Raw genomic sequence first — 14,026 nt, forward strand, 5'->3', positions numbered from 1 at the left:
TTAACCCTCCTTGACCAGGCCGAGATCGGTCAGCACGTTGCGGGTGGCGCTGTAGTAGCGCACGTACCCGGTGCAACGGCAGATGTGATGACCGAGGCTGTCCTCGATGACTTTTTCCAGCTGGCTTTTGACGATGGGCTGACGCTGCAGCTTTTCCACCAGCACGGTCGCGGCATTCACGAAGCCCGGCGCGCAGTAGCTGCACTGGAAGGCGAACTCGTCGACGAAGCGCTGCTGGATCGGGTTCAGCTCGGTGACCTTGCCCTGCTCGTCGCAGGTCGCATGGCCTTCGATGGTCCTAACCTTCTTGCCTTCGAAATAGTGCGCGCCGGTGATGCAAGTGCGCACTTCTTCACTGGTGCCGTCCGGGTTGTCGACAATCACCACGCAGGCGTGGCAGATGCCCTGGCCGCAGCCCAGGCGCGAACCGGTGAGGTTCTTGTATTCGTGCAGGTAGTCGATCATCGGCAGGTCATCAGGGATGTCCACCGGGCCGACGGATTGACCGTTGAGGGTCAGTTGAAGCGGACGGTTAGCCATTGAGGGCCTCCTTGATGCGTGCAGAAGTGATAGGCAGGTCGCGGACACGTTTACCGATGGCATGGGCCACGGCGTTACCGATGGCACCGACCACCGGGATCATCACCACCTCGGCGATGCCCTTGGACGGGTCGCTCGGCGACAATGGCGGCAGGATTTCCGCAGTCTGTTTCCACACCGCGACGTGACGCGCCATCGGCAAGCGGTAACGGTTGAAGTTCCAGTCACCCTCCCCCGGCCCGCCTTCGTACAACGGCATCTCTTCCATCAGCGCATGGCCGATGCCCATGGCGATCCCGCCTTCGAGCTGACCCCTGACCAGTTCTTCCACCAGCACCCGACCGCACTCGACCCACGAGTGATGGTTGAGTACCGACACTTCGTTCGAACCCTTGTTGACCTTCACTTCCACCAGCGTCGCGACCGGGCTGTAGTAAGTCACCGCCGCGTTGTTCAGCTGGGTCGCCGGGTAGGCGATTTCCTGCCGATCCAGCAGATGGAAACCGGCGCTGTTCATCTGCGCCTTCTTCGCCTTCGGTGCACCGTCGCCGTACTTCACGGCCAGACCGTCGAGCGGCAAGCGCTCACGCACGCCGTCGATGCTGAACTCGGCCTCGGCCCAGCTCCAGCGGTTGAAACCGTGCACAGTGGCGCCGCTCACCAGGCCACGTTCGTGAACGCGCTTGGCCAGCATGGCGAAAGGCAGTGGCTCCATACCGTTGGCCGTTAGCTTGCCGTCGACCCAATGGGCGTCTTCGCGACGCACCACGTAAGGGTTGGCCTGACCGCCGTAAGGGCCTTGTCGCCAGATTTCCAGCGCCGCCGGCCACAGGCCGTGGTTGAACAGCACGCGCGCCGCTTCACGGGTCGCGTGGCTGAAGTAGTACGCCGAGTTGGTGGCCGACGAAGCCGAAGCGACCTTGCCGACCCAGCGCGGATTGCGCAGGAAGTTGTCCTGCTCGGCCTGGCTCATGATGTACGGGTTGCCGCCACTGACCAGCTGCAACTCTTTCCATTCGGTTTCGCCGGTCTTCACTTCGTGCGCCGGAACACCGAGGAAATCGGCCACGACCATGGCCTGGGAGGTGGACATGCCGGTGCCGATTTCGATACCGATGTGGCGCAGGCTGATGCGACCTTCGGCGGTGAATTCAATGCTGGCCATCGGCGCTTCGGAACCGGTGCCGAAGTCTTTCTGGCAGATGGCGAAACCCACCCCGTACCAGTTGTCCGGATCGGCGGCTTCGCGTTGTTTCTTGATCGCGTCGCGGTTTTTCCAGGTGTCGTGGACTGCCGCCTTGTCGAGAATCTCATGCAGGCGCAAGGCACCGGCCGGGATCGCGCCCTGGGTGTTTTTCATGCCCGAGCGCAGTGCGTTCTTGCGACGCAGCTCGATGGCATCGACACCGAGGCGACCGGCGATTTCATCGACCATCATCTCGGTCGCCGCCATGCTTTGCAGGGTGCCGTAGCCACGCATCGACCCGGCCTCAACGGCGCGGGAGTGATAAGCCGTGACCTGCAGATCGTTCTGCGGCATGTAGTAGATCGACTGTGCCGCCGTGGCGCCCACCGCAGCCACCGATGGGCTGTAGTTGATTCGTCCGCCACCGTCGACGCTCATCTCGGAGCGGAAAATCTTGAAGCTGTGGTCGTTCTTGTCCACCGCCAATTGGTAGCGAATGTCGAACGGGTGACGCTTGATGCCACTCTGGAACTGCTCGTAGCGGTCGTTGGCCAGGCGTACCGGTACACCCGCGCCGTACAACGCCGCGAGGGCTGCGTAGTAGACGAAAATGTTGTGGTCCTTGGAGCCGTAACCGACGGTGTAACCCGGATGCATGTTCAGGTTGGCCAGGCCGAAACGCGACGGCGCGATCATCTTCGCGGTTTCGGTCGCGGCTTCCAGCGGACACTGGGTGGCGACGACGAAATGCAGGGTCTTGGTGGTCGGGTCGTACCAGCCGTTGCCGTTGTCAGGCTCCAGGGCGGCCGGTTCGATCGACGGGGTCTTGTAGCGTTCGTCGAACACCAGCCAGTTGTCCGGCGGCGTATCGATCTGCTGCTTCATGCGCTCGGCGTAGAACAACCCGCGCTCGGTCAGATTGCCGTGCAGGTTCGGCTGGGAGTTCCACACCGGACGACGGTTTTTCAGCATCGGGAACAGAATCGAATCCTTGAGGCTGGCGAATTCGTCTTCGTCCGCCGAAGTCGCGCCGCCGACGCGCACGTAGCGGAAGCTGCCGTACGGATCGCCTTCGTAGAACGGCACCTGGGCACCGTAACGAATCGCCTTGTCATTGAATTTGAGTTGGTTCTTGGCCTGACGGAAGCGCTCGAAGTCGTTCCAGATCAGGATCGCCACCGGGTGCCCGATGAACATCGGCACCTTGCCGGCAGGCAACAGCGGATCCGGGGCGTGCTCCTCGGGGAACACGATACCGTCCTTGACCAGGTCTTCGGCCGTGACGATGCGGTCCGGTTGCAACTCGGCACCGAGCCACGACAGGTCGATGCCTGCAAAGATGTGGTCGGCCTTGATGGTTTTGAGCAGCATGGCGTGGCCTTGCTGCTGCGGCCAGCCCGGCATGTCCTTGGCGCGGATGTCGCGGGCAAAGACCTTGCTGCCGCAGACCTTGGACAAGGCATCGTTACGGGCGCGCGCCTTGCCATTGTTGCCGAGCCACTGCTCGGACGGCACGGTCACGCTGTTTTCCATCAAGGCGGCCAGCGCCTGGCTGCTCAATGGCGTGAGCGTCACGCTCACACCCGCTACCAGCCCGCCCTGAAGGAACGAGCGCCGGGATATATCACGGTTGGACATGGATCATCCTCTGGGCGGTTATGGGGTCCGCCCTTCTGGTTATGTTCTGGAAATCTCGAGTCTTGCAGAAGCCCTTTTCGACGATGCAAAGGGCTGTTGTTGACAGTGCAAAGCTGACCGAAAGGTTAAGTTTATAGGCTTATGCCTTCGCGGAAAACTAAAAACTGACCAAGAAATCAAAAAACCGCGGCTTTTCGTCGCAGCAGATCGATGAACAACCCCAACTCCCGGCTGATGTGCTCGCCCTTGCGCAACAACAACCCGAAGGGCGCCATCTGCACATCCAGTTCCACCGGCAGCGCCACCACCAGGCCCATTTTAAGATAGTCGCGCAATGCGGTTTCCGACAGGACCATGATCGCGTCGGTCAGCTGAATCAGTTGCTGCATGGAGTACACCGAACTGCATTCGATGATGTCTGCCGGCAACGGCAACGCCAGGCGCTGCAACGCCTGATCCAGACCGATGCGCGCCGGACTGGTTTCCGGTTGCAGGATCCACGGCCAACCGCTGACCAGCTCCGCCATCTCCAGTTTTTTGCGTCGCGCCAGCGGGTGGCCGGCGTGCACCACCACCAGCAAGCGTTCGTTACCCAGTTGCTCGAAGACGTAATGCTCACTGTCGGTGGCGGCATTGCGCCGGGCGATGGCAAGGTCGATGCGACCCTGTTCCAGCAACTGGATCACCTGGTCGCTGGTGTCGCCCATGATGCGGATCCGCAGCTGCGGATTGAGCGACTTGATTTCAGCAATCGAATCCATCACCAGGCCCGGCGCCGCGCCCATGATGGTACCGATCGACAGATAGCCGTAGCCGCCCAGCTGCCGCGCCATCAGATCCTCGGCACAACGGTCGAGGCCACTGAGGGCCGACTCGGCAAAGCGAATCAGCTCCTGGCCCAACGCTGTCGGGCGCATTCCCCGCGGCAGGCGTTCGAACAGATCGCAGCCGAACATGTCTTCAATCTCATGGAGCATGCGGGTTGCCGCCGGTTGCGACATGTTCAGGCTTTGCGAAGCGCGGTGCAGGTTCTGGCTGCTGCTGAGCGTCACCAACATGTGCAGATGCTTGTAACGCAGGCGATTGAGCAGGCTGCGGGAGATGATCGGCGTGGTCATGACGGGCCTTTTTTATCGATACCCTGAAGGTATCAGTTGTGAGCTAGATTCGATTTGTAACGCATCGATCAGCGGCCGTACAGTCTTCCCCATAAGAACAAATGCCCTACCAAAGGAAAACTGCGATGAAGACTCTACCCGCGCCTCTGCTCGCCAAAATTTCCTGGCGGCTACTCCCGTTTCTCCTGCTGATGTACATCATGGCCTTCCTCGACCGCGCCAACGTCGGGTTCGCCAAACAAGCCTTTCAAGCCGACACCAATATCAGCGATGCCGCCTTCGCCTTCGGCGCCGGGGTGTTTTTCGTGGGTTACGCGTTGCTTGAAGTGCCGAGCAACCTAATCCTGCACCGCGTCGGCGCCCGCCTGTGGATGTGCCGGATCATGGTCACCTGGGGGCTGGTCTCCGCCGCCATGGTCTTCGCCCACACAGAAACCAGCTTCTACATCCTGCGCTTTCTGCTGGGCGTGGCCGAAGCCGGCTTCTTCCCCGGCGTGATCCTCTACCTCACCTACTGGTTCCCCAGCGCCGTGCGCGGCAAGGCCATGGGTTTCTTCTATTTCGGTGCACCGCTGGCCTTCATCTTTGGCAGCCCGCTGTCCGGCCTGCTGCTGGAGCTGGACGGCTTCGCCGGCTTCCACGGCTGGCAATGGCTGTTTGCCGTTGAAGGCCTGATGGCGACGGCTGTGGGCATCTGGGCCTACTGGTATCTGGACAACCGCCCGGCCGACGCCAAGTGGCTGACCGTCGAGGAACGCCAACAAGTGCAAAGCCTGCTCGATCAGGAAGACAGCCATAAACAGAACCACGGCCGCAGCCTGCTCAACGTGATCTGCCAACCCTCGGTGCTGTACCTGTGCCTGATTTACCTGCTGATCCAGGCCAGCGTCTATGGCGTGGTGTTTTATCTGCCGAGCCAGGTCGGAGGGCTGCTGGGGACCAAGGTCGGGCTGATGGTCGGCCTGGTGACAGCGATCCCCTGGATCTGCGCATTGATCGCCGCCTACCTGATTCCCGGCTACAGCGACCGCACCGGCGAACGCCGCCGCACCGCGTGCCTGACCTTGCTCATGGCCGCCGCCGGGATCGCCTGCTCGGTGACCTTCAGCAACCCGCTGCTGGGGATCATCGCCCTGTGCTTTGCCGCCTCCGGCTTCATCGCCGTGCAACCAGTGTTCTGGACCTTCCCCTCCAGCTACCTCGCCGGCAGCGCCGCCGCGGCCGGGATCGCCCTGATCAACTCGTTCGGCGCTCTCGGTGGCTTCATCGCCCCGGTGCTGAAGAACTGGGCCGAAGGCGCCTTCCACTCACCGGCAGCAGGCTTGTACGTGCTGGCCGCTACCACCGTCATCGCCGCGTTGCTGGTGCTGGGCATACGCGCGCCCGGCCATAAAGCCTCGAACAAACCGGCCACCGTTTAAACCTGAGGAGTCACACCATGGGCATTCCAACCATCAAACACGTCCGCGCTTTCACCTTGCGAGGCGGTGGCGCGGATTATCACGATCAGGCGGACGGCCACTGGATCGACGATCACATCGCCACGCCGATGAGCAAATACCCGGAGTACCGCCAGAGCCGCCGCACCTTCGGCATCAACGTACTCGGCACCCTGGTGGTGGAAATCGAAGCCAGCGACGGCACCGTCGGTTTTGCCGTGACCACCGGTGGCGAACCTGCCGCGTACATCGTCGAGAAACACCTGGCGCGCTTCCTTGAAGGCGCCCGGGTCACCGACATCGAAAAAATCTGGGATCAGATGTACCAGTCGACCCTGTATTACGGGCGCAAGGGCATCGTCATCAACACTATCTCCGGCGTCGACCTGGCGCTGTGGGACTTGCTCGGCAAGATCCGCCAGGAGCCCGTGCATCAGTTGCTCGGCGGTGCGGTGCGCGACGAGTTGCAGTTCTACGCCACCGGCGCCCGTCCGGACCTGGCGCAGAAAATGGGTTTCATCGGCGGCAAGATGCCGCTGCACCACGGCCCGGCCGAGGGCGAGGAAGGCCTGCGCAAGAACCTCGAAGAACTGGCCACCATGCGCGAACGTGTCGGCCCGGACTTCTGGCTGATGCTCGATTGCTGGATGAGCCTGGACCTCAACTACGCCACCAAACTGGCGGTTGGCGCCCACGAATACGGCTTGAAATGGATCGAAGAAGCCCTGCCGCCGGACGACTACTGGGGCTACGCGGCCCTGCGCAACAACGTGCCCAAAGGCATGCTGGTGACCACCGGCGAACACGAAGCCACGCGCTGGGGTTTCCGCATGCTGTTGGAGATGGGCTGCTGCGACATCATCCAGCCGGATGTCGGCTGGTGCGGCGGGATCACTGAACTGGTGAAGATCTCGGCCCTGGCCGACGCCCACAACGCGCTGGTCATCCCCCACGGCTCTTCGGTGTACAGCTACCACTTCGTCGCCACCCGGCATAACAGCCCGTTCGCCGAATTCCTGATGATGGCGCCGAAGGCTGACGAAGTGGTGCCGATGTTCCACCCGCAATTGCTCGGCGAACCGGTGCCGGTCAATGGCCGCATGCGCCTGTCCGCGCTCGACCAGCCAGGTTTCGGCGTGACCCTCAACCCCGAATGCCAACTGCATCGGCCGTATAACCGCTGAGAAAGGAGTTCGACATGAACATGCCGCACAACGCGTTCAAGGCCGCGCTGAACAGCTCAGCGACCCAATATGGCATCTGGGCCGGGTTCGCCACCGGCTACGCCGCCGAGATCGTCGCCACCACCGGTTACGACTGGATGCTGATCGATGGCGAGCACGCGCCCAACACCGTGCCCGGAGTACTCGCTCAGTTGCAGGCCGTGGCGCCTTACTCGACCGCGCCAGTGGTGCGCGCAGTGAATGGCGATGCCAACCTGATCAAGCAACTGCTGGACATCGGCGCACAGACGCTGATGATCCCGATGGTCGAAACCGCCGAGCAGGCACAGGCACTGGTGCGCGCCATGCGCTACCCGCCCCACGGCATTCGCGGTGTCGGCGGCGGCCTGACCCGCGCCACCCGCTGGGACGGCGTGCCGGACTACCTGAATACCGCCCACGAACAACTGTGCCTGATCGTGCAGGTGGAATCGCGCACCGGTGTGGAAAACGTCGCAGCGATTGCCGCCGTCGAGGGTGTGGATGCGGTGTTTATCGGCCCGGCGGATTTGTCGATCGGCCTGGGCCACGCCGGCAACCCCGGCCATCCGGAAGTCCAGGAGCGGATTCAATACGCCGTGAACGCCACACTGGCAGCCGGCAAGGCCTGCGGCATCCTCGCCCCCAACGAAGAAGACGCCCGCCGCTACCAGCGCTGGGGCTGCCAGTTCATTGCAGTGGCCATCGACATCAGCCTGCTGCGCCAAGGCGCCATGGCCACCCTCGCCCGCTACCGCGAACCCGCTGCCACTCAAGCGCCGTCACGCACTTACTGATCTGCCAAGGAGTCGCACCATGTCATCCGTGCCTGTTTACGAAAACTTCATCGACGGCCAGTTCGTGGCCAGCGCTGCCCACCTCGATGTGATCAACCCGGCCACCGGCGCCGTGCTGTCGAAAGTCCCGGCCTCGACCGCCGAGGACGTCGAGCGCGCCCTCGCCGCTGCCCGAGCGGCGCAAAAGGACTGGTCGCGCAAACCCGCGAACGACCGCGCCGGCTACCTGCGCCGCATCGCCGCCAAGCTGCGGGAAAACGTCGCGCATCTGGCGCGCACCATCACCCTGGAACAAGGCAAGATCAGCGGCCTGGCTGAAGTCGAAGTCAATTTCACCGCCGACTACCTCGACTACATGGCCGAATGGGCCCGGCGCATAGAAGGTGAAATCATCACCAGCGACCGCCAGAACGAAAACATCTTCCTGTTCCGCAAACCGTTGGGCGTGGTGGCCGGGATCCTGCCGTGGAATTTCCCGTTCTTTCTGATCGCTCGCAAGATGGCCCCGGCCCTGCTGACCGGCAACACCATCGTCATCAAGCCCAGTGAAGAAACCCCGAACAACTGCTTCGAATTCGCCCGACTGGTGGCCGAAACCGACCTGCCGCCCGGCGTGTTCAACGTGGTCTGCGGTGACGGCCAGGTCGGCGCCGCCTTGAGCTCGCACAAGGGCGTGGACATGATCAGCTTCACCGGCAGCGTCGACACCGGCTCGCGGATCATGGCTGCCGCCGCACCGAACATCACCAAGCTCAACCTGGAACTGGGCGGCAAGGCACCGGCCATTGTGCTGGCGGATGCGGACCTCGACCTGGCGGTCAGGGCGATCCGCGATTCGCGCATCATAAACAGCGGGCAGGTGTGCAACTGTGCCGAGCGGGTGTACGTCGAACGCAAGGTGGCGGATCAATTTATCGAACGCATCGCAGCGGCCATGAGCGCGACCCGTTATGGCGACCCGATTGCCCAGCCCGACGTCGAGATGGGCCCACTGATCAACCGCCAGGGGCTGGACAGCGTCAACCGCAAAGTCCGCACCGCGCTGAGCCAGGGCGCAAGCCTGATCAGCGGCGGGCGGATGGCCGACCTGCCCAATGGCTTCCACTTCCAGCCAACGGTGCTGGCGGGTTGCCGCGCGGACATGGAGATCATGCGCGAAGAGATTTTCGGCCCAGTGCTGCCGATCCAGATAATCGACGACCTGGACGAAGCCATCGCCCAGGCCAATGACTGCGACTATGGCCTGACTTCATCGATCTACACCCGCGACCTGAGCAAAACCCTGCAGGCCATGCGTGAACTGGATTTTGGCGAAACCTACGTCAATCGCGAGAACTTCGAAGCGATGCAGGGCTTCCACGCCGGCGTGCGTAAATCGGGTATTGGTGGCGCGGATGGCAAGCATGGGCTGTACGAATACACCCACACCCACGCGGTCTATCTGCAAGGCTGAGCCTCGCACTTTCTGTGAAGGGTACGCGCCTATGCCATCGCTTAGGCGCCTGCCCATCCTCCTGAAATGGGCATCTCATCGGCATTTCCCCGGGCGCAGCAATGGGCAGGTTGAACAGTACTCAGCGGGTTCGGTGGCCAGGTAATAAAAGCAACAGGTTCGGCGAAAGCGAATGCTCCGCTGCCCATCCTCCACCAGCGTCGGCGGTCGGCGGAAATGGCTCAGCGGGTTGTAATCGAGGCCAAACAGCGCTGGTTCGGCTTGGGTCAGCAACCAATTGAAATCCGCTTCATAGCGCTCGCGTATCGAAGGGTCGTCGATTTTTGCCATGCGTTTTTCATACAGTGAATACACGCGCACGGCGGTGTTTTCCCAGAGGATGCGGCGGGAAACTCCGGTGACACGATTGAAGGTTTGCCACAGCGGTTTCAGCAGTCCGGCGAACAGTCCCTGCACCAGCATTTCCCGCCAGGCCTCGCGTTCATTGAGACCATAGGTCAGTGGCTGACCGTGATGCAGCGGCATCGAAGAAGTCCACAGCCCCTCATCGTGACCGTATTCGATCACCGTGTTATCCAGGGACATTTGCAGCCCCTTGTCATACACCGACATCGCGTACAGGCAGGCGCCAGTCGCCAGAAACGACAAACGCTTGCCCAGCAGCGAGGCCGTGATCGCCCGGGTTGGCGAGCCGATCACCGGGCCCAGTGCATCCAGCAGTTGCTCGCACACGTCTTCCTGCAACAAGTCCCGGGCCTTCATCGAACGCAACGGGTCGCGCTCGTCGCTGTCCTTGAGCCGCAAGCCACCGGACAACAGCGCCCACTCCGACGCAGTGAAATGACAGGCCAGGCTCATTGCGGCAACTCCCGGCCAAACGGAATGCACAACGGCGTTCCAAAGAACGGATCGGGAATGATCCGGCAATTGAGGTCGAACACGGTTTTGACCAGGGTCTCGGTCAACACCTCGTCGGGTCGCCCCTGGGCGAAGGCCGTCCGGTTGTGCACCGCCACCATGTGGTCGGCGTAACGACAGGCCAGGTTGAGGTCGTGCAGCACCATGATGATGGTTTTGTTTTCGAGCCGGTTGAGGTCGCGCAGCAGGTCCAGCACCTCGATCTGGTGCGCCAGGTCGAGAAAGGTGGTGGGTTCGTCAAGCAGCACGATACCGGTGTCCTGGGCCAAGGTCATGGCGATCCACGCGCGCTGGCGTTGCCCGCCGGACAGCGCGTCCACCGGTCGGTCCGCCAGTGTCTGCAGACTGGTTTGCGCCAGCGCGCGGTTGACCATGGCTTCGTCTTGCGCCGACCACTGTTGCATCCAGCTCTGATACGGATAACGCCCCAGCGCCACCAACTGCCTGACGGTGATGCCCTCCGGCGCGCTGGGGGTCTGGGGCAAAATGGCCAACTCCCGAGCCACGGCGGCCGTGGACTTTTGCTGGATATCCACACCGTTGAGAATCACCGAGCCCTGCTGCGGTTTGAGCAGTCGGGCGAAGGATTTGAGCAAGGTGCTTTTGCCGCAGCCGTTGCTGCCGATCAATACCGAAATCCTGCCCTGGGGCAGTTGCATGTCCAGCGCGTCAATAATCACCTGGCGCTGATAACTCAGGGTCAGGCCGCGACTTGCAATCGACGTCATACGTTGAATTCCTTAATGACGCTGTTTGATCAACAAATAGAGAAAAAAGGGTGTGCCCAGCACGGCGACAAAAATCCCGGCCGGCAGATCCAGCGGCAAAAACAGTACACGCCCGGCGAGGTCGGCCAGCACCACAAGATTTGCCCCGACCAACGCCGCCATCACCGCCTGACCACCGAAACCCGGGGTCACCAGACGTTTGGCAATGTGCGGCGCAATCAGCCCGACAAACGCAATCGCCCCGCCCCAGGCAATCGCCGCACCGGCCAATGCCACGCTCACCAGCAACAAGCCGGCGCGCAGCCACTGCACGTGCACGCCGATGCCTTGGGCCAGAGAGTCATCCAGTTGTTGCACCATCACCTGCCGGGCCAGCAGCACCAGCAGCGGGCAAATACCCAACAACCAGCGCCCCAGCGCCAGCGGTTCCGGCCAACTGGCGCCATACACGCTGCCGGTCAGCCAGACATAAGCCGACAGGGTCGTGGTCAGCGGACTGAAGACCAGAATGAAGGTGGTCGCGGCGGTCAACATCGCGCTGATGCCGACCCCGATCAACACCAGGCGCAGCGGTGAGGCCCCCTGTTTCCAGGCCAGCAGATAGATCGCCAATGCCGCCAGCCCGGCACCGAGCATCGCCGCCAGCGGCAGATACTGTTGGCCCAGTGCGACAGAGAAAAACGACAGATACAGCACTGCCGCCGCACTGGCGCCGCTGGTGATACCCAGCAGGTCAGGTGACGCCAGCGGGTTGCGGATGATGCTTTGCAGAATCAGCCCCGACACCGACAACGCCGCCCCCACCAGCGCCGCCAGCAGCATGCGCGGAAAGCGCAGTTGCTCGACGATGAACGTCAGGCTGGGGTCCTGGCTCGACAGCAAAATGCGCAGCACCTGCAATGGCGACAGCATGACTTTGCCCAGCGACAGCGAGGCGAGCATGATCAGCGCCGTCACCATCAGGACTGCCAGCAAGCGCCACAACGTGGCGACATTGATCCGCCGGGAAAACCCGCTGCGGCGCCAGGTCAGGACCTTATCCATAACGACCTCCGCGCCGGGCCAGCAGAATGAAAAACGGTGCGCCGAACAACGCCGTCATTACACCCACAGGCACCTCCTGCGGCAGGATCAACACCCGCGACAAGGTATCGGCCAGCAGCAGGACAATCGCGCCGAGTAGCGCACTCCCCGGCAGCAACCAGCGATAATCAATGGACAAGCCCTTGCGCACCATGTGCGGCACCAGCAAACCGATAAACCCGATGCTGCCGGCCAGTGCCACGGCACTGCCCGCCAGACAGATCACCAGCACGCTCATCAGCAGCCGGATCAAGCCGGTTCGCTGACCCAAACCGGTGGCGATCTCCTCGCCGGCGTTAAGCACGTTGACCTGCCCCGCCAGCAACATCGCGCCGAACAATCCGAGTACGCCACACACCAGCAGTGGCGCGGCGACCGACAGGCTGCGCTCGGTCAACGAGCCCGCCAGCCAGAACAGCACCGTATCCAGGCCATCCTGATTGACCACCAGCAACGCCTGGCTGAATGCGGAGAACAACGCCGCCATCGCCGCTCCCGCCAACACAATGCGCAACGGGCTGAGACTGCCCTGCCCCATGTTGCCGATCAGCCACACCAGGCTGCCGGCCACGGCCGCGCCGATGAACGCACACCACAACCAGGCATCCGGGGATGACAGAGAAAACAACGAGGAACACAGGATGATAAAAAAGGTCGCGCCGGCATTGATCCCGAACAAACCGGGGGACGCCAGCGGATTGCGCGTCAGTGCCTGCATCAAGGCCCCCGCCACGGCCAGGCTCGCGCCCACGGCCATCGCCATCAAGGTGCGCGACAGGCGTGTGGTGGTCACCAGCACATGGCTGACGCTCAGCGGGTCGGGGTGCACGAAGGCTGCGGCAATTTGCGAAAGCGGAATCCAGGTCGCTCCGACTGCCAGGCTCAGCACACTGCTGAGGATCAACACGACCCCGGCACAGCACAGTTTCAAACCATTGCTCATCCGGCCAGGTCCGCCGTGACCAGCCGCGCAACGTCATCGAGCATCAGGTTCGCACCGAGCATCCCGCCCGACAGGCTCCAGGCCACTCCGTCGATCCGCCACACCTGCCCCTGTTGCGGCGCACGCATTTGCTGCCACAGCGGATGCCGCACCAGGCTTTCATAATTTCGTTGCACTGCCGGTTTCTCCGCACGCAAGAAGACAAAGAAAATATCGGCATTGACCACCGCCAGACTTTCCTTGCTGGTGAGTTTGATCGATACCCCGCTCGCCGCCCGACTGGCCTCACTCCAGCCGAACCCCAGTTCAGTGACTATCGAACCTGGAAAACTGGCCGGCAAATAACTGCGGATATGGTCTTCGCGGACATCCAGAATCGACACCGTCGGCGGCCAGCGCCCGGCAAACTTTTGCTGCAGTTGCTGACGCAGTTGTGCCGTGCGCAACTGCCATCGGGCCAACATCTCGTCAGCCCGCTGCTGGCGGTGCAAGGCCAGGCCCATCAGTGCCAGGGTCTTTTTGAATTCGAACACCTCCTCCAGCATCACCACCGGAGCGATCTGCTTGAGCAAGGGTGCGATGCGCTCATGACGAAAACGCGAGGCGATGATCACGTCCGGCTTGAGCAGCGCGATGTCCTCAAGGCTCGGCTGGGTTTCCAGCCCGACATGGGGCACCGGCTCCAGCGCCGAGCGCAGATAGCGATAGGTGGGCTTTTCACTCCAGGAATCGACAATGCCGCACGGTATAATGCCTAACGCCACGGCGCTGTCCGTGGCACCCTGAAACAGGGTGATCACCCGCAGCGGCGCGGCGTCGGCCCGGGCCCACGCCGATGGGGTATACCTCAGCGCAAGCACGCCCAGGGAAAGGCGCAGCAGCGTGCGCCTGGAGGGCGTGTTGACCTGTTCGTTCTTGAGCGGGTAAGTGAGGCTGCGCATGCTCTTGTCCTCTGCAATCGATGCATGACACAACTCGGCG

General features: G+C 62.4%; 12 protein-coding genes. 4 read left to right on the plus strand and 8 right to left on the minus strand.

Annotated elements, in window-relative coordinates; translation table 11 throughout:
• The 3 genes from KW840_RS17545 to KW840_RS17555 form a co-directional block, all read right to left on the minus strand.
• Complete coding sequence (locus KW840_RS17545; RefSeq protein WP_015095868.1) at positions 1-540, minus strand: (2Fe-2S)-binding protein; 540 nt, start codon at positions 538-540, stop codon at positions 1-3.
• A complete protein-coding gene (locus KW840_RS17550) occupies positions 533-3,364 on the minus strand; it encodes a xanthine dehydrogenase family protein molybdopterin-binding subunit (RefSeq protein ID WP_218496547.1) in 2,832 nt (943 codons plus the stop codon). Before KW840_RS17550 ends, KW840_RS17545 begins: the two co-directional genes overlap by 8 nt.
• Before the next feature lie 176 nt (positions 3,365-3,540).
• The gene (locus KW840_RS17555) at positions 3,541-4,482 is read right to left on the minus strand and encodes a LysR family transcriptional regulator (RefSeq protein WP_057715562.1); all 942 of its coding nucleotides are present in this window, start codon (positions 4,480-4,482) and stop codon (positions 3,541-3,543) included.
• 125 nt (positions 4,483-4,607) lie between these two features.
• On the opposite strand from KW840_RS17555, the gene KW840_RS17560 reads away from it, so the two are divergent.
• From KW840_RS17560 to aldA, 4 genes are read left to right on the plus strand one after another with little or no spacing between them, the layout of a single operon-like run.
• Positions 4,608-5,903 carry an MFS transporter gene (locus KW840_RS17560; protein WP_090454238.1) on the plus strand — a complete coding sequence of 432 codons (1,296 nt, stop codon included), beginning with the start codon at positions 4,608-4,610 and terminating at the stop codon, positions 5,901-5,903.
• Positions 5,904-5,920: 17 nt separating this feature from the next.
• Positions 5,921-7,105 carry an L-rhamnonate dehydratase gene (gene rhmD, locus KW840_RS17565; protein WP_008067008.1) on the plus strand — a complete coding sequence of 395 codons (1,185 nt, stop codon included), beginning with the start codon at positions 5,921-5,923 and terminating at the stop codon, positions 7,103-7,105.
• Between the two features lie 14 nt (positions 7,106-7,119).
• On the plus strand, positions 7,120-7,920 hold the full coding sequence (locus KW840_RS17570; RefSeq protein ID WP_218496549.1) for an aldolase/citrate lyase family protein: 801 nt from the start codon (positions 7,120-7,122) through the stop codon (positions 7,918-7,920).
• A 19-nt stretch (positions 7,921-7,939) separates the two neighbouring features.
• Positions 7,940-9,373 (plus strand): aldehyde dehydrogenase, encoded by a 1,434-nt coding sequence (aldA, locus tag KW840_RS17575; protein ID WP_218496551.1) that lies wholly within the window; start codon positions 7,940-7,942, stop codon positions 9,371-9,373.
• A gap of 75 nt (positions 9,374-9,448) precedes the next feature.
• Here the strand turns inward: aldA and KW840_RS17580 are convergent, their stop codons facing one another.
• The 5 genes from KW840_RS17580 to KW840_RS17600 are packed head-to-tail and all read right to left on the minus strand — an operon-like array spanning position 9,449 to position 13,986.
• A complete protein-coding gene (locus KW840_RS17580; protein WP_218496554.1) occupies positions 9,449-10,231 on the minus strand; it encodes an IucA/IucC family C-terminal-domain containing protein in 783 nt (260 codons plus the stop codon).
• A complete protein-coding gene (locus KW840_RS17585; protein WP_218496556.1) occupies positions 10,228-11,019 on the minus strand; it encodes an ABC transporter ATP-binding protein in 792 nt (263 codons plus the stop codon). Before KW840_RS17585 ends, KW840_RS17580 begins: the two co-directional genes overlap by 4 nt.
• 12 nt (positions 11,020-11,031) lie before the next feature.
• Positions 11,032-12,063, minus strand: a complete 1,032-nt coding sequence (locus KW840_RS17590) for an iron chelate uptake ABC transporter family permease subunit (protein ID WP_218496558.1) — start codon at positions 12,061-12,063, stop codon at positions 11,032-11,034.
• Positions 12,056-13,045, minus strand: a complete 990-nt coding sequence (locus KW840_RS17595; RefSeq protein ID WP_218496559.1) for an iron ABC transporter permease — start codon at positions 13,043-13,045, stop codon at positions 12,056-12,058. The genes KW840_RS17590 and KW840_RS17595 overlap by 8 nt, the downstream gene beginning before the upstream one ends.
• Positions 13,042-13,986, minus strand: coding sequence for an ABC transporter substrate-binding protein (locus KW840_RS17600; RefSeq protein ID WP_218496560.1), 945 nt, complete (start codon positions 13,984-13,986; stop codon positions 13,042-13,044). Before KW840_RS17600 ends, KW840_RS17595 begins: the two co-directional genes overlap by 4 nt.
• Positions 13,987-14,026: the final 40 nt, after the last annotated feature.

The organism is Pseudomonas sp. PDM30 (genome assembly GCF_019218985.1).
Classification (GTDB): Bacteria; Pseudomonadota; Gammaproteobacteria; order Pseudomonadales; family Pseudomonadaceae; genus Aquipseudomonas; species Aquipseudomonas jessenii.